Raw genomic sequence first — 16,285 nt, 5'->3', positions numbered from 1 at the left:
GCCGTCACTCGGCCGCGTCGCGTTTGGGCAAAACCCAGTTCGGGCGCGGGAAATGGCAGGTATAGCCGTTGGGAATGCGCTCGAGGTAATCCTGATGCTCGGGCTCGGCCTCCCAGAAATCGCCGACGGGTTCGACCTCGGTCACCACCTTGTCCGGCCACAGGCCCGAGGCGTTGACATCGGCGATGGTGTCCAACGCGCATTGGCGCTGTGCATCATCGACGAAGTAGATGGCCGAGCGATAGCTGGGGCCACGGTCGTTGCCCTGCCGGTTCGGCGTGGTGGGATCGTGGATCTGGAAGAAGAACTCGAGCAACTGCCGATAGCTGATGCGCGTGGGATCGAACCAGATCTCGATCCCTTCGGCATGGCTGCCGTGGTTGCGATAGGTCGCGTTGGGCACGTCGCCGCCGGTGTAGCCGACGCGGGTCTTTTCGACGCCGGGCAATTTGCGGATCAGGTCCTGCATGCCCCAGAAACAGCCGCCCGCCAGAACGGCGCGTTCGCGTTGGTCGCTCATGCGATATCCTCCACTTGGTCGAGATAGGCCCCGTATCCTTCGGCCTCCATGTCGTCGCGGTGGACGAAGCGCAAGGATGCGGAGTTGATGCAGTAGCGCAGCCCGCCACGGTCGCGCGGGCCGTCGGGAAAGACATGGCCGAGGTGGCTGTCGCCATGGGTCGAGCGCACCTCGGTCCGGATCATCCCGTGGCTGAGGTCGCGCAATTCGGTGACATGCGCGGGCTCGATCGGCTTGGTGAAACTGGGCCATCCGCAGCCCGACTCGTACTTGTCGGACGAGGCAAAGAGCGGCTCTCCCGACACGATATCGACATAGATGCCCGGTTCCTTGTTGTGCAGATAGGCGCCCGTGCCGGGGCGCTCGGTGCCGCTTTGCTGGGTGACGCGGTATTGTTCGGGGTCGAGCGCCGCAATGGCGTCGGGATCCTTGGTGTAGCGTGACATGCGCGGGGTCGTCCTTGGTTCTGGGTGGTGCATCACCATATGGGGGCGCGATGCGCCCTTGTCCAAGCCGCGGCGGTCACGTTCTCACGGCGGCGGGTCACGCCAGCGCGCGCAAGAAAAAAGCCCCGGCCTGGGGCCGAGGCGTCACGAAAGGTGTCTTGGGTCTTGCGGACAGGCCTTGGCAGCGACCCGTCTCGGGATTGGCGGCTTTGGGCCGCGGTGTCTCAGGACCCCCAGCTGCGCACCGGGCCGCAATCCATATGCACGAAATTCGAGCGCGAGTAGCGCCCGACACCGCCGGCATTGCAGGCACGCGCGGCCTGGAACATCTGGCTGACGGTGCGCGACTGCATTTGCAGATCAGCCGCCTCGCCCACCATGTGGCGCGAACGGCGTGCCACCCCCGACGAGCGGCGGCGCAGCATGGCGTTGGTTTCCGGGCTGCGATAGCCCGATAGCAGGGTGTAGGGTTCGGACGTGTCCATCAGGTTGTGCGCCGCCGACATGATGTCGATCGTGCGCACGCTGATTTCGTGGACGCCATCGGTGCGCCAGTCGCGCATGAAATAGTTGATCTCCTCCAGCGCGGGGGCGATGTATTCGCCCTCGATCCAGTAGATCATGTTCAGGCTCTCGCCCGCCCGACCGTTATACATGCGCAGGCGGCGTACATCGCCTGCGCCGCGCAGGAACCCGGTCGCATTCGCCATCACCGGCGCCGCCGCAATGGTCGTCGCGGCGAAGGCGCGCAGAATTGCGCGTCGCGAAAACGTCGAATTTGTCATTGGTTCGTTTGCCCCTTGGTTGCTCGTTCTCGTCATCACGGCCGCTGTTGCCGCGGCCTTCACGTCATTTTGAGCCTGTCCCCTCAGGCAGTGTGGGATGAATGACACAATCGAAATCTTTCTGAAAGCACAGATCGGTCCCCCATGGTTGTAGCCGACATTTTGGGCGGGATTTCGCCCATTTGGCGGAGTCTCGCCGGCCAAAATTTGCGTCTCGCCCCTCACGAAAGGGCCGCGATGCCGCAGATCGTGTGCCGCGCGGGTATCACGGGCCGCTCCGAAACGGAGGGAACCCGCCGTTGTGTTTCTCGGTTATATCCTGAAACACTTGCCAAATCGTGAATCGACTCGCAGGGGATTTGTGTCTGTAGTGGTGTCATTGGACTGCGATATGACGGCGCGCGCACATCGGACAGGACAGAGGTTTGAAGACATGACATTGAAATTCACAAAGACACCGCTTTTCGCCCTGGCGTTGGCGGCGTTGCCATTTGCCGCCCCGGTGGCCACGGGGGTGGGCGTGGGGATCGGCCTGACGCTGGCCCCGGCCCCGGTTCAGGCGCAGGCATTTTCGGCGCTCAGGCAGGCGATTGCCGAGGCGTCCTCGGAAAACGAGTCGCTGGCGGCCTTTTACCGAGAGCGCGATTTTCAGCCGGTCTGGACCAGCGCCGAGGCCGCCGATCGCCGCAATGCCCTGATCTCGGCCTTGCAGGAGGCGGGCAATCACGGCCTGCCCACCAGCCGCTACGATATCGACGGTCTGATCGAGACATTCCGCAACGCGACGAACCCCTATGCGCGCGGGCAAGCCGACGTGATGGCGTCGCGCCTATTCCTGCAATATGCAAGCGATGTGCATTCCGGGTTCCTCGAACCCGGCGACATCATCTCGGACTTCTACCAGGAACTGCCGCGGCCCGACGCGCGCGAGCTGCTGGCCGACTTGCTCGACTCGAACCCGCATGCCTTCATGGCCAGCCTGCCGCCGCAGGATCCGGGCTATACCCGGTTGATGCGGACCAAGTTGCATCTTGAGCGCCTGGCGCAAACCGGCGGGTACGGCCCGCGCGTCCAGGCGGGGGCCCTGCGCCCGGGCGACAGCGGCGGCGCCGTGATTGCGCTACGCGACCGTCTGATGGCGATGGGCTATCTCGACCGGTCGGTGACCGCCACGTACGACGCACGCATGCAGCAGGCTGTGGTCGAGTTCCAGCTGGACAACGGGATCAACGCCGATGGCGTCGCCGGCGGCGAAACCATTCGCGCGGTGAACCGCTCGGTCGAGGATCACTGGAACGAGGTGGTTCTGGCGATGGAACGGCATCGCTGGCTGAACGAGGGTGGCGAGGTGCCGGATCGGCTGATCTTCGTGAACCTGACCGATTTCCACGTGCGGGTGATCGACAATGGCGAGACCACTTTCATCACGCGCTCGGTCGTGGGGGCGCGTGATCGGCAGACGCCCGAGTTCTCGGACGTGATGGAGCACATGGTCATCAACCCCAGTTGGTATGTGCCGCGGTCCATCGCGATGCGCAGCTACATTCCCAACATCCTGGCCGGTGGATCGACCTACATGCAGCTGATCGCCAACGGGCGGGTGGTGAACCGCAATGCGGTCGACATGAGCCGCTACTCGGTGTCGAGCTTCCCGTTCGATCTGCGCCAGCCGCCGGGGCCGCGCAATGCGCTGGGGACGGTGAAGTTCATGTTCCCCAACCGCCATGCGATCTACCTGCATGATACGCCCGAGCAATACCTGATGGAGCGCGAGGTGCGCACATTCTCGTCGGGCTGTATCCGCCTCGATGATCCGCACGAGTTCGCCTATCATCTCCTTGCGCGCCAGACCGACGACCCGGTGGGCCTGTTCCAGCGCATTCTGCGCACCGGGCAGGAAACTCAGGTGAACCTCGATGTCGAGATCCCGGTGCACCTTGTTTACTGGACGGCCTGGGTCGACGATGACGGCACATTGAACTTCCGTGACGATGTCTACGGGCGCAACGCGCGGCTCAGCCAGGCGGTGCGTGCGAACGGGGTGGTCATGCCCGAGCGGGCAAGCTAAGCCTGCCCCCGCAGGATGACAGGCGGGGGTGGCCGCAATGGCCCATAGCATCAAGGATATCGCGGCGGCGCTTGGGGCAGAGGCCCTTGGCGCCGCCGAACTGTTGGTGACCGGCGTGGCCGAGCCCTCGGCCGCGGGCCCCGATGACCTGGCCCTGGCGATGAGCGCGCGCTATGCCGCCGGACTGGCCGAGGGGCAGGCCCGCGCCGCCGTGATCGGCCCGGATATGGATTGGCAGGCCTTTGGGCTGCAGGCGGCCATCGTCGCGCCGCGCCCGCGCTATGCCATGGCGCATGTCACCGCCGCGATGGATCCGGGCCCGCAGATCGCGGCGGGCATCCATCCCAGCGCCGTGATCGACCCCAGCGCACAGATCGGTCCCGGCGCCGCGATCGGTCCGCTTGTCGTGATCGGGGCCGGGGTGCGGATCGGTGCGCGCGCCCGGATCGCGCCCCATGTCAGCATCGCCGAGGAAACGGTGATCGGGCAGGACGCCTTGCTCCATGCGGGGGTGCGGATCGGCGCGCGCGTGCGCATCGGGGATCGGGTGATCGTGCAGGCCGGCGCGGTTCTGGGGGGGGACGGGTTTTCCTTCGTCACGCCCGAGAAATCCCGTGTCGAGGCCACCCGCGAAAGCCTTGGCCGCGCCGAAGCCTCGGACACCGCCGCGCAAAGCTGGACGCGCATCCATTCCCTGGGTGGTTTGGTGATCGGCGACGATGTCGAGATCGGCGCCAATGCCGCCATCGACCGGGGCACCGTCGCCGCGACCGAAATCGGGTCCGGCACCAAGATCGACAACCTTGTGCATATCGGCCACAACTGCCGGATCGGGCGCGACTGCCTGCTCTGCGGTCAGGTGGGGTTCGCCGGCTCGGCCACGTTGGGAGACCGCGTGGTGCTGGGCGGGCAATGCGGGGTGTCGGACAATATCGTGATCGGCGACGACGTGGTCGCGGCCGGCGCCACCAAGATCTATTCCAACGTGCCCGCGGGCCGGATGCTGATGGGCAGCCCCGCCGTGCGCATGGAAACCCATGTCGAGATGTACAAGGCCCTGCGCAGATTGCCGCGCCTGGCCAAGACGGTCGCGGAAATGCAGAAAGCCGTTTTCAAGTCGGGCCGGACGCCTTAAACGACGCGCGAGGGCGAGTGCGAGGAAGGGTCGATGACCGAAAATGTGCGTGACAAGGTAGTCGAGATCATCGCCGAACAGGCCGTGCTCGACGTCGAGGACGTCAAGATGGACTCGACGCTGGAGGATCTCGGGATCGACAGCCTGGGATTGGTCGAGTCGATTTTCGCCATCGAGGAAGCGTTCGATATCCAGGTGCCGTTCAACGCGAACGAGCCGGAGCAGAGCGATTTCGACATCTCTTCGGTGGCGGCCATCGTGACGGCGGTGAAAGGCCTCGTCACGGAGCAAAAGGGCGGCTGACCCGCGATGCGCCGTGTCGTCATCACCGGCCAGGGCACGATCAACGCGTTGGGCCATGACGTGCCCGCGACGCTGGAGGCCATGCGCGAGGGGCGGTGCGGCATCGGCCCGCTGCAATTGCGCGATGTCGACAGGCTGTCGGTCAGGATCGGTGGCCAGGTCACGGATTACGACGCCGAAACCCTGTTCAACCGCCAACAGATCGCGCTTTATGACCGGTTCACGCAATTCACGCTGATCGCCGCCCGCGAGGCGCTGGATGGGTCGGGGCTGACCTTTGCCGGCGATCTTGCGACGCGCTCGGGCGTGGTGTTCGGCACCGCCGGCGGCGGCGTGAACACCTGGGACGAGAATTACCGCTCGGTCTATGAAGAGGGCAAGAACCGCGTCCATCCCTTCGTCGTGCCGAAGCTGATGAACAATGCCGCCGCCAGCCACGTCTCGATGGAATGGAACCTCAAGGGGCCCAGCTACACGGTGGCGACCGCCTGCGCCTCGTCGAACCATGCCATGGGGCAGGCGTTCCAGTGCATCCGCGTCGGTGCCTGCGACGTGATGGTGACCGGTGGGTCCGAGGCGATGCTGTCCTTTGGCGGCATCAAGGCCTGGGAAGGGCTGCGGGTGATGTCCAAGGACGCCTGCCGCCCGTTTTCGGCCAACCGCAACGGCATGGTGCAGGGCGAAGGCGCGGCCGTCTTCATCTTCGAGGAATACGAGCACGCGAAAAGACGCGGGGCCGAGATCCTGGCCGAGGTGGTGGGCTTTGCCATGACCTCGGATGCTGCCGATATCGTCATGCCATCGAAGCAAGGCGCGGCGCGGGCCATCTCCGGGGCGCTGGCGGATGGACGTCTGAACCCCGAGGACGTGGGGTATATCAACGCGCATGGCACCGGCACCGCCGCCAACGACAAGGTGGAATGCGCCGCCGTCGCCGATGCGTTCGGCCAGCATGCCGATGATCTGATGATCTCGTCCACCAAGTCGATGCACGGCCATCTGATCGGCGGCACCGGCGCGGTCGAGTTGCTGGCCTGTATCATGGCTTTGAAGGACGGGGTGATCGCGCCCACCATCGGCTACGAGGAACCCGACCCGGAATGCGCACTGGACGTGGTGCCGAACGAGGCCCGCGAGGCCAGGGTCGGCGCCGTCCTGTCCAATGCCTTTGCCTTTGGCGGGTTGAACGCCGTTCTGGCCCTGCGCAGCGCCCCCTGACGATCATCCGCCCCGCAACGAAAAACGGCCCGTCACCGGGACGGGCCGTTCCGTTGGGGTGTCGCGCGCGGGCTACTCTTCGGCGGCGGCCTCGGCCTGACGTTCGCGGATGAAGGCCACCAGTTCCTCGTGCCGGGCCTGCAGCGCCTCGTAGGCGGCGGTGAAGCCGCGCAGCGACGCGGTCAGCGGCACCGGAACGCCCCCGATCTCGCCGGCCTCGCCGCGCACCAGCGCGAAGATCTGGATGAAAGCATCGCCGCCGGCCTGGAACATGTCGACATTGGTCTGGTTCATCGGGATGCGCGCCATGCAGCCGGACGCATCGCACATCGTGAAGGGCAAGCCGCCCTCTTCGCCATCATCGACGCGCAGGCGGATGCCCGGCGCAAGCAGGGTTTCCAGGGGCGTCATGATCAGGGCCGTGGCCACCTGGCCCTCGCCGGGGTTGAAGGGAACGTTCACGCGGAACACCGAAACGGCGTTGTCGTCCTCGTCGCGCATCAGCTGGAACATCTCGCAGCGTTCGGGCGTACCCTCTTCGGGGGCGCGGATGCAGCGCAGATCCCAGTCGCTGAAGGTTTCGGCCACGTAGGGCTGTCCGGGCTCGGCCGAGGCGGCGTCCTGCGCGTTGGCCGACAGCGGCAATGCCACCGCTAAAAGGCCGGCCGCCACGATCATGCGAGAGGTGGTGCGGAAATCTGTCATGCGTTTGGTCTCTTCCTGTTGGTCTGAGCCTGTCTCGGGTCCGGACGATCGCCTGTTCGCTAACACGAAGCGGCGCGTCTGTCAGGGCCGTTTTCGGCACCGGCAGAACCTTGCCGGCGCTCCCCGCACCCGAGCGACCAGAAAGGAAAAGGGTCCGACAAGCGGACCCTTTGATTTTTTTCTCTCCCTGTCGGACTGGCCGACTTCTGCGGCGAACGCTATGCCAGCGTTTGAAAGCCGTCAACAGGGCAATTTCGAGTTTTCGACACCGGCCGCACTGTTTTTTCAAATCGCTTTGAAACGCAGGCCTTGCGGTATGGCCGGACTGAAAAAAAGGCCGCGCCATGGGCGCGGCCAGTCGACAGGGAGGATGTCGCCCCACACAGCAATCGCAGCGCCGGGACGCCATCACACTGGCATGGAATGGTTAACGGAGTATTGTGTGCCGGACAAAAGACACGGCGCGGAGCAGGGGTTTGATGGAAAACGGGATTTTCGTGGGCGGCGGCGGCCCGGATTTCGGCGAGGCGCAGCATGTTCTGCTGAATTACGCAAACCGGCACGGGTTGATCGCGGGGGCGACCGGCACGGGCAAGACGGTCACGCTGCAGATTCTGGCCGAAAGCTTTTCGTCGCGCGGGGTGCCCGTGATCCTGTCGGATGTGAAGGGCGATCTGTCCGGGTTGGGTCAGGCGGGCAGCCCCGGCTTCAAGCTCCATGATGCCTTCATGGACCGGGCCGGCAAGATCGGCTTTTCCGACTATGCCTATCGGGGCTTTCCGGTCACCTTCTGGGACCTCTTCGGGCAACAGGGGCATCCGGTGCGCACCACCGTGTCCGAGATGGGGCCATTGCTGCTGGCGCGCCTGCTGGACCTGACCGAGGCGCAGGAGGGCATCCTGAACATCGCCTTTCGCGTCGCCGATGAGCAGGGCATGGCGTTGCTCGACCTGAAGGATCTGCAGGCGCTGCTGGTCTGGGTGGGGGAAAACCGCAAGGATCTGAGCCTGCGCTACGGCAACGTGTCCACGGCCTCGATCGGGGCGATCCAGCGGCGCCTTCTGGTGCTCGAGGGGCAGGGGGGCGACAAGCTGTTCGGCGAACCTGCCCTGGCGCTGGACGATCTGTTCCTGACCGATGCCCAGGGGCTGGGCCGGATCAACATCCTGGCCGCCGACAGGCTGATGCAGTCGCCGCGTCTTTATGCGACGTTCCTGTTGTGGCTGCTGTCGGAGCTTTTCGAGGAATTGCCCGAGGTGGGCGACCCCGACAAACCCAAGCTGGTCTTTTTTTTCGTACGAGGCGCATCTGCTGTTCGATCGCGCGCCGCGCGCGCTGGTGGACAAGGTCGAGCAGGTCGCCCGCCTGATCCGGTCGAAAGGCGTGGGCGTCTATTTCGTGACCCAGAACCCGGCCGATGTGCCCGAGGATATCCTGGGACAGCTGGGCAACAGGGTGCAGCATGCGCTGCGCGCCTATACCGCCAAGGACCGGCGCGATCTGCGTCAGGCCGCCGAGAACTACCGCGACAACCCGCGGCTGGATATCGAGGATGCGATCCGCGAGGTCGGCGTCGGCGAGGCGGTCACATCGTTTCTGGAACGCAAGGGCATTCCCGGCATGGCCGAGCGGACGCTGATCCGCCCGCCCTCCAGCCAGCTAGGCCCGATCGACGCGGGCACGCGCGCGGCGCTGATCGCGGGCTCGCCGCTGGCCGGCAAGTATGACACCGCAATCGACCGTGAAAGCGCCTTCGAGATCCTGCAGGCCCGCGCCGAACAGGCGGCGCGCGAGGCCGAGATGGCCGAACGCGCCGAGGCCGAGGCCGAGATGGCCGAACGCGAATACCGCGCGGGGCGGCGCTATACCGGCAGTCGGGTCAGCCGCTCCAGCGCGACGCCGACACGTCGCAGATCCTCGCGTTCGGATTCCGTGGGCACCGCATTCGCCAAGAGTTTCGCGCGCCAACTGGGCACGCAAAGTGGACGGGCGGTGGTGCGCGGCATCCTCGGCGGGCTGTTTCGCGGGCGGTGACGCGCCGATCACGACCGCGCGATCACGGCGCGGTCATTAGGAAAATCCGATGCGCTGCACTGACGCATCCACTTGGCGGCGGCGGCCCATCTGCCTATTGTGTCCGGCACAGACGAAAGGCTTTCCATGATCGTAGAACTCGGACATTTCGCCCTGATCCTCGCCTTCATGGTGGCGATCTTCCAGATGATCGTGCCGATGATCGGTGCCGCCCGCGGACAGGCCGCGTGGATGGCCGTGGCCGAACCGGCCGCGACCCTTCAATTCGTGCTCACCGCCTTTTCCTTCGGGGCGCTGACCTATGCCTTCGTGACCTCGGATTTCTCGCTTAACCTTGTGGTGGCCAATTCGCATACGCTCAAACCGATGCTCTACAAGATCAGCGGTGTGTGGGGGAACCACGAGGGATCGCTGCTGTTGTGGGTGCTGATCCTGACACTGTTCGGGGCCTGCGCGGCCTGGTTCGGCAGCAACCTGCCGCCGACGCTCAAGGCGCGGGTTCTGGCCGTGCAATCGGCCGTGTCGGTGGCCTTTTTCGCCTTCATCCTGTTCACGTCGAACCCGTTCCTGCGGCTGGAATTTCCGCCCTTTGACGGGCGCGACCTGAACCCGCTGTTGCAGGACCCCGGCCTCGCCTTCCATCCGCCATTCCTGTATTTGGGCTATGTGGGCTTGAGCATGGCGTTCTCGTTCGCGGTCGCCGCCCTGATCGAGGGCCGTGTCGACGCGGCCTGGGGCCGCTGGGTGCGGCCCTGGACCTTGGCGGCATGGCTGTTTCTGACCGTCGGCATCGGCCTGGGCAGTTGGTGGGCCTATTACGAACTTGGCTGGGGCGGCTTCTGGTTCTGGGACCCGGTTGAAAACGCCTCGCTCATGCCATGGTTGATCGCGGCGGCCCTGCTGCATTCCGCCATAGTCGTGGAAAAGCGCGAGGCGCTGAAAAGCTGGACGATCCTGCTGGCCATCCTCGCCTTCGGCTTTTCGCTGATCGGCACGTTCATCGTGCGCTCGGGCATCATCACCAGCGTGCACGCCTTCGCCAACGATCCCGAGCGGGGGGTCTTCATCCTGCTGATCCTCGGGGTGTTCATGGGCGGCTCGCTCCTGCTGTTCGCGCTGCGGGCCAGCGCGATGGAGGCCAAGGGCGTCTTCGGCCTCGTCAGTCGGGAAAGCGGGCTGGTGGTGAACAACCTGCTGCTCGCGGTGTCGACCTTCGTCGTGTTCATCGGCACCATCTGGCCGCTTCTGGCCGAGATGTTCTTTGACCGCACGCTGTCGGTGGGCGCGCCCTTCTTCAATGCGGCGGTCACGCCCTTTGCCTTTGCGCTGGCGGCGGTGCTGCCCATCGGGGCGATGCTGCCTTGGAAACGCGCCCGGATCGGGCGCGCGCTCAAGGCGCTGGTGCCAGCGATGATCCTGGCCATCTCGGTCGGGCTGCTGGCCTTCACCATCTTCACCGGGCATTCGGTTCTGGCCCCGATCGGCGTGGCGCTGTCCGTCTGGCTTGTCGCGGGCGCGCTGGTCGATCTGTGGTCGCGCACCGGGCGCGGCTCCGTCGGCAACCGCATGGCGCGCCTGACACGCCTGCCGCGCGCCGACTGGGGCAAGACGCTGGCGCATGCGGGGGTTGGCATCACGCTCTTTGGCATCGCCACCCTGACCGGGTATCAGCGCGAGGATATTCGCGTGGCCCAGATCGGCGAGCCCTATATCGTCGGGGCCTATGAGATCGAGTTGCAGGGCGTGGACGAGAATGTGCGCGGGCCGAATTATCTGTCGACGATGGCCAGCGTCGCGGTGCGCGAGGCCGAAAGCGGGCGTTTGATCTCGGTTCTGAACCCCGAGCGTCGGATCTACCCGGTCGCCGGCATGCCCACCACCGAGGCAGGCATCAACAACGGCTTTACCCGCGATGTCTACGTGACGCTTGGCGACCCGCAGGACAATGGCGGTTGGGCGTTGCGCACCTGGATCAAGCCCTTTGCCAACTGGATCTGGGGCGGCACGATCATCATGGCCATCGGCGGGCTGTTCAGCCTGTCGGATCGCCGCTACCGCGTCGCGGCTGGGGCCGCCAAGCAGCGCGTCGAGCCCAAGGGGGTACCCGCCGAATGATGTGCCTGTCCCGCATTCTGGCGCGGATCGTCCATGGCCTGCGCGGGCTGTTTGCCCGCGGGGCGGCGATCCTGGCCGTCCTGATGGTCGTCACGGCCTCGCCCGTCCTGGCCGTTCAGGCCGACGAGGTGCTGGATGATCCGGTGTTGGAAGAGCGCGCGCGCGACATCTCGGCCAATCTGCGCTGCGTCGTCTGCCGGGGTGAGTCGATCGACGAATCCAATGCCACCGTGGCGCGCGACCTGCGCCTATTGGTGCGCGAACGTCTGGTCGAAGGCGATAGCGACGAGCAGGTCATTTCCTACATCGTGGATCGCTACGGCGAATATGTCCTGATGCGCCCGACCTTCGGCGGGGCCAATATCCTGCTCTGGGCGGCCGGTCCGCTGATGCTGCTGATCGGCATCGGCCTTGCTGCCGCCTATCTGCGCCGCCGCGCCCAGGCCACCGCCCCGACCGAGGCCGCCCTGAGCGCTGAGGAACAGGCGCGCCTGAAGGAAATCATGGGCGACGGCCCCTCGGCCTGACGCTGCGTTTTGGCTTTTCGCTCCGCGACCGCCCGGCTAGGGTCGCGCCCGTCAAGGATTTGGGAGCGACCGGACGATGCAGTACGAGACCATCACCCGCACGGATGCCGACGGCGTCGCCATAATCACCTTTTCGCGGCCCGAGGTGATGAACGCGCTGAACACCCAGATGCGCGCCGAACTGACCCACGCCGTCAGCCATGCCGGGCACGAGGCGCGCGTCGTGGTCCTGACAGGCGAGGGGCGGGCCTTCTGTTCGGGGCAGGATCTGGGCGACCGGGCCAATATCGCCAACCTCAATATCGAGCGCACGCTGCGCGACGAATACATCCCGATGCTGATGGCGATCGTCGATTGCCCCGTGCCGGTGATTGCCGCCGTCAACGGTACGGCGGCCGGGGCGGGCGCCAATCTGGCGCTGGTCTGCGATGTGGTCATTGCGACAGACTCCGCCAGCTTCATCCAGGCCTTCACGCGGATCGGCCTGATCCCCGATGCCGGCGGCACCTGGGCGTTGCCGCGTCAGATCGGGTTGGCCAAGGCGATGGGTGCGGCGCTGTTCGCTGACAAGATCAGCGCGCAACAGGCCAGCGACTGGGGCATGATCTACGAGGCCGTCGCCGACGAGGCGTTCGAGGATCACTGGCGCGCGCGGGCGGCGTATCTGGCCAGTGGCCCGACCGAAGCCTTCAAGCGGGTGAAATCCGCGATGCAGGCCAGTTTCGGAAACTTCCTTCACGAACAGCTGTTGCTGGAGGGCCGTTTGCAGGGCGATTGCGGCAAGACACGCGACTTCAAGGAAGGGGTGCTGGCCTTTCTGGACAAACGCCCCCCCGTTTTCGAGGGACGCTGAGGGCCGTTCACCCGTGCAACGCAAAAGGCCGCCCCCGTTGGGGCGGCCTTTTTCATCGGCGACGGGCGTGGCCGTCAGCGTTCGGGCAGCAGCCCCTTGGGGCTGAAGCGCAGCACGAGCAGCAGGATGATCCCCATCGTCAGCAGGCGCATATGCGCGGCCGATCCCAACAGGTGATCGCGCAGGGCCGAGCCCTCGTCGAGGCCCACGGTGACCGCCTGCATCAGCGCCATGCCCATGGGTTCGACCATGACCCACAGCCACCAGATCAGGAACCCGCCCAGAACCGCGCCCCAGTTGTTGCCCGATCCGCCCACGATCACCATCACCCAGATCAGGAAGGTGAAGCGCAGCGGCTGATAGGTCGAGGGCACAAGCTGACTGTCGAGCGTGGTCATCATCGCCCCCGCCAGCCCGATCACGGCCGAGCCGAGCACGAAAATCTGCAAGTGGCGGCGTGTGACGTCCTTGCCCATCGCCTCGGCCGCCACTTCGTTGTCGCGGATCGCGCGCATCATCCGGCCCCAGGGCGAGTTCAGCGCCTTCTGGCTCAGCCAGATCAGGATCAGCAGCACGGTGACGAACAATGCCGCATAAAGCAGTTTGACCGTGATGGTCGAGGCGGTGACCGGGTCCGAGCCCATCGACGCCGCGAAGCTCTGGAAGCCTTCGGAGGCCTGCAGATCGACCTCGTAGGGCACAGGGCGGGGAATGCCGATGACGTTCTTCACGCCCCGCGCCAGCCAGTCCTCGTTCTTGAGGATGGCGATGATGATCTCGGCAATGCCGAGCGTCGCGATGGCGAGGTAATCCGAACGCAGGCCAAGGGCGGTCTTGCCGATGATCCAGGCCGCCCCGGCGGCCAGCATCCCGCCCACGGGCCAGGCCAGCAGCACGGGCAGGCCCAGCCCCCCCAGATAGCCGCTGACCGAAGGGTTGACGGATTCGACCGCTTCGACACCGCGGTCGAACACGCCGCGGAACAGGAAGAACCCGCCCACCAAGATGGCCAGCAGCGCCAGGGTACGCAGCCGGCCGGCCGGCAGTTTCTGACGGGCCAGGATCGCGGCGATGATCGTGGCCGCGCCCAGGATCAGGCCCAGGATCACGCCCATGCCGCCCGCGGCCCAGGCCTCGCCCACCGGGTCCATCGAGACAAGGACGGTGGCCAGCCCCCCAAGCGCCAGAAAGCCCATGACACCCACGTTGAACAGGCCGGCATAGCCCCATTGCATGTTCACACCAAGCGCCATGATCGCGCTGATCAGGCCCATGTTCAGGATTGTCAGCGAGGTGTTCCACGACTGCACGATGCCGGTGCCGATGAACAGCAGCGCCACCAGGGCGAACAGGCCCACGGCCCGGAGATTCACCGCTCCGCTCATACCGCTTTCCCCTTCATGATGCCGGTGGGTTTGAACAACAGAACGATCAGCAGGATGCCGAAGCTGACCGCGAATTTGTAATCGGTTGACAGAAGTTGCAGCAGCCCCTCGGGCTCCATGCCCTCGGGTACCAGGTACGAGACGACCTTGCGGAAGGCATAGGTGACGGCCACCTCGGAATAGGCGATGACGAACCCGCCCAGGATCGCCCCCAACGGGTTGCCAAGGCCGCCCACGATGGCCGAGGCGAAAATCGGCAGCAACAGTTGGAAATAGGTGAAGGGCTTGAAGCTCTTGTCGAGACCGTAGAGCCACCCCGGCCGTGGTCGCCAATGCGGCGACGATCAGCCATGTGATCAGCACCACGCGTTCGGGGTTGATCCCCGACAGCAGCGCCAGATCCTCGTTATCGGAAAAGGCCCGCATGGATTTGCCGGTCCGGGTGCGGTTGAGGAACCAGAACAGAAGCGCGACCGCGATGATCGCCACGACGATGGTCAGCCCCTGGCTGGTGCGCAGGGCCAGCCCTTCGTCAAGGCCGGTCATGGTCCGGAACTCGCGCGCCGAAATGATGAAGCGTTCGCCATCGGCAAAGCGCTGGTCATCGACCCCGATGATGAACCGCACCAGCCCGTTCATCACGAACATCACCCCCAGCGAGGCGATCACATAGATGATCGGCTTGGCCTTTTGTTGGCGGTAGAAGCGGTAGACGACCTTGTCCGTCCCGATCAGCAAAAGCCCCGTGACGGCGATCCCCACAGGCAGGGCCAAAAGCGCGGTGGGCAGCGGCCCGAGCGACACGCCCAGTGATTGCAGCCACCATGTCACGAGGATCACGACCATCGTGCCAAAGGCCATCGTGTCGCCATGGGCGAAGTTCGAAAAGCGCAAGATGCCGTAGATCAGCGTCACCCCCAACGCCCCAAGCGCCAGTTGCGCGCCATAGGCAGTGGCGGGGATCAGCACGAAATTGGCAAGCGCCACGATCGCGTTGAGGACATCCATTCAGGTCAACTCCTCGCAGGTTCCGAAATAGCTGGTCGCGGCCCCGGTCGGTCCTGTCGAATGCAGGGTCAACACCGCGCGCGAGTCAGCCTCGATGCTCAAAAGCAGGGCGGCCGCATTCGCGCCGTGCCCGGCATAGTGGTGGCGGGCGGCCCCGTCAGGCGACAGGGCGGCGACGGGAATGTCCTGTCCCAGCCCGGTCAGGAACAACTCGCCCGCGTGGTCGGCGGCCAGCAGATCGAGGGTCAGGTCGCTGGCGTCACAGGGCGCGTCGGCGGGGCAGGCCACGGTCATGTCGCAGCGCCAGGGCTCGGCCGATGCGGCCGCGGCAGAGCCGATCAGCACAAGGATAAAAGCCGCTCGCCGCATCACTCGCCCCCTCCCTCGGGGATGAGCGCCGGGCAGGTGCCGCCCGCGGTGACAACCGGCGGTGTCACATGCGGCTGGTGCATGGTCACGGCGACATGACCGATATCGGACAGGGTGACGATCTGCACCGCTTGCGTATCTGCGGCGGCGTGCACCAGGGTGCGAATGCGCGCGGGGCGCAGCGACCCCTCGGGCGCGGGCAGATCGGCGACGAGGTCATAGGCCGCGCTCTGGGCCCCCGGCCAGGTGACGACCCAGGCCGCGTCCGCGTGCGCCGGCACCTCGAGCGTGATGGATTGATCCCAGTCGCGGCAGGGGGCCACCCCGAGGCAGACCACCGTCAAGTCGCATGTCAGCGTCGCGCCGGGCGTCTGCGCCGCAAGCGGCGACAGGGGCAGGGCGCAAAGCGCGGCAAGGGACAGGCGGGCAAAGGCGGTCATTGTCATCCTCGCACACAGGGGCCGATGAAACTGGCGACGCCAAGGCGGCCGCCCGGTGCGATCCGGTGGCGGGTCAGCACGCCCTCATTGCCGGGGGTCAGGGTGAACAGCAGCGTTTCGCCCTCGGCCTCGAAGACGAGGCCAAGTCCCCCGTCGGCAAAGCGCGCCAAAGGGCGGGCCGTCAGGGGCTGATCGTCGACCTCGAGGCTGTAGCGGCCGTCCTCAAAGGCCAGCTCGAAGGGAATGCCCTCATGCGCCTCGCAATCGATCTCGGGCGCGCAGACCAGCGTGAAGGCGCAGGCCACGGGCTGCGCCAGCGCGGGGGGCGCGGCCAACAGGATCGACAGGGTGAGGGCAGGGGCGGTCATGACGGC

15 protein-coding genes and 2 pseudogenes are annotated in these 16,285 nt (G+C 65.8%); 8 read left to right on the top strand and 9 right to left on the bottom strand.

Features of this window, described 5'->3' with window-relative positions; all coding sequences use genetic code 11:
* Positions 1-4: 4 nt before the first annotated feature.
* The 3 genes from msrA to ROSELON_RS13980 form a co-directional block, all read right to left on the bottom strand.
* On the bottom strand, positions 5-520 hold the full coding sequence (msrA, locus tag ROSELON_RS13990; RefSeq protein WP_025312963.1) for a peptide-methionine (S)-S-oxide reductase MsrA: 516 nt from the start codon (positions 518-520) through the stop codon (positions 5-7).
* Positions 517-966: a peptide-methionine (R)-S-oxide reductase MsrB gene (gene msrB / locus ROSELON_RS13985; protein ID WP_025312962.1), complete on the bottom strand. Its 450-nt coding sequence runs from the start codon at positions 964-966 to the stop codon at positions 517-519. Before msrB ends, msrA begins: the two co-directional genes overlap by 4 nt.
* A gap of 224 nt (positions 967-1,190) precedes the next feature.
* Positions 1,191-1,751, bottom strand: coding sequence for a YcbK family protein (locus ROSELON_RS13980; protein ID WP_025312961.1), 561 nt, complete (start codon positions 1,749-1,751; stop codon positions 1,191-1,193).
* 433 nt (positions 1,752-2,184) lie between these two features.
* Here ROSELON_RS13980 and ROSELON_RS13975 point away from each other — a divergent pair, with 433 nt between their 5' ends.
* Genes ROSELON_RS13975 through ROSELON_RS13960 form a run of 4 tightly spaced genes read left to right on the top strand, consistent with a single transcriptional unit; the run spans position 2,185 to position 6,475 of the window.
* Positions 2,185-3,819 carry a L,D-transpeptidase family protein gene (locus ROSELON_RS13975; RefSeq protein ID WP_051508480.1) on the top strand — a complete coding sequence of 545 codons (1,635 nt, stop codon included), beginning with the start codon at positions 2,185-2,187 and terminating at the stop codon, positions 3,817-3,819.
* Positions 3,820-3,856: 37 nt separating this feature from the next.
* Positions 3,857-4,954 (top strand): UDP-3-O-(3-hydroxymyristoyl)glucosamine N-acyltransferase, encoded by a 1,098-nt coding sequence (locus ROSELON_RS13970; RefSeq protein WP_025312959.1) that lies wholly within the window; start codon positions 3,857-3,859, stop codon positions 4,952-4,954.
* A 33-nt stretch (positions 4,955-4,987) separates the two neighbouring features.
* Positions 4,988-5,257, top strand: a complete 270-nt coding sequence (locus tag ROSELON_RS13965; RefSeq protein ID WP_025312958.1) for an acyl carrier protein — start codon at positions 4,988-4,990, stop codon at positions 5,255-5,257.
* Positions 5,258-5,263: 6 nt separating this feature from the next.
* Positions 5,264-6,475, top strand: a complete 1,212-nt coding sequence (locus tag ROSELON_RS13960) for a beta-ketoacyl-[acyl-carrier-protein] synthase family protein (protein ID WP_025312957.1) — start codon at positions 5,264-5,266, stop codon at positions 6,473-6,475.
* Between the two features lie 72 nt (positions 6,476-6,547).
* On the opposite strand, the gene ROSELON_RS13955 is transcribed toward ROSELON_RS13960, so the two are convergent.
* Positions 6,548-7,180, bottom strand: coding sequence for an invasion associated locus B family protein (locus ROSELON_RS13955; RefSeq protein ID WP_084613806.1), 633 nt, complete (start codon positions 7,178-7,180; stop codon positions 6,548-6,550).
* A gap of 479 nt (positions 7,181-7,659) precedes the next feature.
* Here ROSELON_RS13955 and ROSELON_RS13950 point away from each other — a divergent pair.
* From ROSELON_RS13950 to ROSELON_RS13935, 4 genes and pseudogenes are all read left to right on the top strand, one after another.
* Positions 7,660-9,214: pseudogene (locus tag ROSELON_RS13950) on the top strand (helicase HerA-like domain-containing protein).
* Positions 9,215-9,340: 126 nt separating this feature from the next.
* Positions 9,341-11,329, top strand: coding sequence for a heme lyase CcmF/NrfE family subunit (locus tag ROSELON_RS13945; protein ID WP_025312955.1), 1,989 nt, complete (start codon positions 9,341-9,343; stop codon positions 11,327-11,329).
* Between the two features lie 83 nt (positions 11,330-11,412).
* A complete protein-coding gene (locus ROSELON_RS13940; protein ID WP_038651691.1) occupies positions 11,413-11,856 on the top strand; it encodes a cytochrome c-type biogenesis protein in 444 nt (147 codons plus the stop codon).
* A 76-nt stretch (positions 11,857-11,932) separates the two neighbouring features.
* The gene (locus ROSELON_RS13935; protein ID WP_025312953.1) at positions 11,933-12,709 is read left to right on the top strand and encodes an enoyl-CoA hydratase-related protein; all 777 of its coding nucleotides are present in this window, start codon (positions 11,933-11,935) and stop codon (positions 12,707-12,709) included.
* A 74-nt stretch (positions 12,710-12,783) separates the two neighbouring features.
* Here the strand turns inward: ROSELON_RS13935 and ROSELON_RS13930 are convergent, their stop codons facing one another.
* The 5 genes and pseudogenes from ROSELON_RS13930 to ROSELON_RS13915 form a co-directional block, all read right to left on the bottom strand.
* Positions 12,784-14,094, bottom strand: a complete 1,311-nt coding sequence (locus ROSELON_RS13930) for a branched-chain amino acid ABC transporter permease (protein WP_156945951.1) — start codon at positions 14,092-14,094, stop codon at positions 12,784-12,786.
* A pseudogene (locus ROSELON_RS17875) lies at positions 14,091-15,102 on the bottom strand (branched-chain amino acid ABC transporter permease). The gene ROSELON_RS13930 and the pseudogene ROSELON_RS17875 overlap by 4 nt, the downstream one beginning before the upstream one ends.
* Positions 15,103-15,471 carry a hypothetical protein gene (locus ROSELON_RS13925; RefSeq protein WP_025312951.1) on the bottom strand — a complete coding sequence of 123 codons (369 nt, stop codon included), beginning with the start codon at positions 15,469-15,471 and terminating at the stop codon, positions 15,103-15,105.
* The gene (locus ROSELON_RS13920; RefSeq protein ID WP_156945950.1) at positions 15,471-15,917 is read right to left on the bottom strand and encodes a hypothetical protein; all 447 of its coding nucleotides are present in this window, start codon (positions 15,915-15,917) and stop codon (positions 15,471-15,473) included. Before ROSELON_RS13920 ends, ROSELON_RS13925 begins: the two co-directional genes overlap by 1 nt.
* Positions 15,914-16,279: a hypothetical protein gene (locus ROSELON_RS13915; RefSeq protein ID WP_025312949.1), complete on the bottom strand. Its 366-nt coding sequence runs from the start codon at positions 16,277-16,279 to the stop codon at positions 15,914-15,916. The genes ROSELON_RS13920 and ROSELON_RS13915 overlap by 4 nt, the downstream gene beginning before the upstream one ends.
* Positions 16,280-16,285 lie beyond the last annotated feature (6 nt).

It is taken from the genome of Roseibacterium elongatum DSM 19469, from assembly GCF_000590925.1.
In the GTDB taxonomy this organism is placed as follows: Bacteria; Pseudomonadota; Alphaproteobacteria; order Rhodobacterales; family Rhodobacteraceae; genus Roseibacterium; species Roseibacterium elongatum.
The sequence above is the reverse complement of the archived record's forward strand: the minus strand, read 5'-3'. Positions and strand labels throughout refer to the sequence as shown.

Coding starts and splice junctions, on each gene's coding strand:
- msrA (WP_025312963.1), bottom strand. CDS start 520: ATGAGCGACCAACGCGAACGCGCCGTTCTGGCGGGCGGCTGTTTCTGG.
- msrB (WP_025312962.1), bottom strand. CDS start 966: ATGTCACGCTACACCAAGGATCCCGACGCCATTGCGGCGCTCGACCCC.
- ROSELON_RS13980 (WP_025312961.1), bottom strand. CDS start 1,751: ATGACAAATTCGACGTTTTCGCGACGCGCAATTCTGCGCGCCTTCGCC.
- ROSELON_RS13975 (WP_051508480.1), top strand. CDS start 2,185: ATGACATTGAAATTCACAAAGACACCGCTTTTCGCCCTGGCGTTGGCG.
- ROSELON_RS13970 (WP_025312959.1), top strand. CDS start 3,857: ATGGCCCATAGCATCAAGGATATCGCGGCGGCGCTTGGGGCAGAGGCC.
- ROSELON_RS13965 (WP_025312958.1), top strand. CDS start 4,988: ATGACCGAAAATGTGCGTGACAAGGTAGTCGAGATCATCGCCGAACAG.
- ROSELON_RS13960 (WP_025312957.1), top strand. CDS start 5,264: ATGCGCCGTGTCGTCATCACCGGCCAGGGCACGATCAACGCGTTGGGC.
- ROSELON_RS13955 (WP_084613806.1), bottom strand. CDS start 7,180: ATGACAGATTTCCGCACCACCTCTCGCATGATCGTGGCGGCCGGCCTT.
- ROSELON_RS13945 (WP_025312955.1), top strand. CDS start 9,341: ATGATCGTAGAACTCGGACATTTCGCCCTGATCCTCGCCTTCATGGTG.
- ROSELON_RS13940 (WP_038651691.1), top strand. CDS start 11,413: ATGGTCGTCACGGCCTCGCCCGTCCTGGCCGTTCAGGCCGACGAGGTG.
- ROSELON_RS13935 (WP_025312953.1), top strand. CDS start 11,933: ATGCAGTACGAGACCATCACCCGCACGGATGCCGACGGCGTCGCCATA.
- ROSELON_RS13930 (WP_156945951.1), bottom strand. CDS start 14,094: ATGAGCGGAGCGGTGAATCTCCGGGCCGTGGGCCTGTTCGCCCTGGTG.
- ROSELON_RS13925 (WP_025312951.1), bottom strand. CDS start 15,471: ATGCGGCGAGCGGCTTTTATCCTTGTGCTGATCGGCTCTGCCGCGGCC.
- ROSELON_RS13920 (WP_156945950.1), bottom strand. CDS start 15,917: ATGACAATGACCGCCTTTGCCCGCCTGTCCCTTGCCGCGCTTTGCGCC.
- ROSELON_RS13915 (WP_025312949.1), bottom strand. CDS start 16,279: ATGACCGCCCCTGCCCTCACCCTGTCGATCCTGTTGGCCGCGCCCCCC.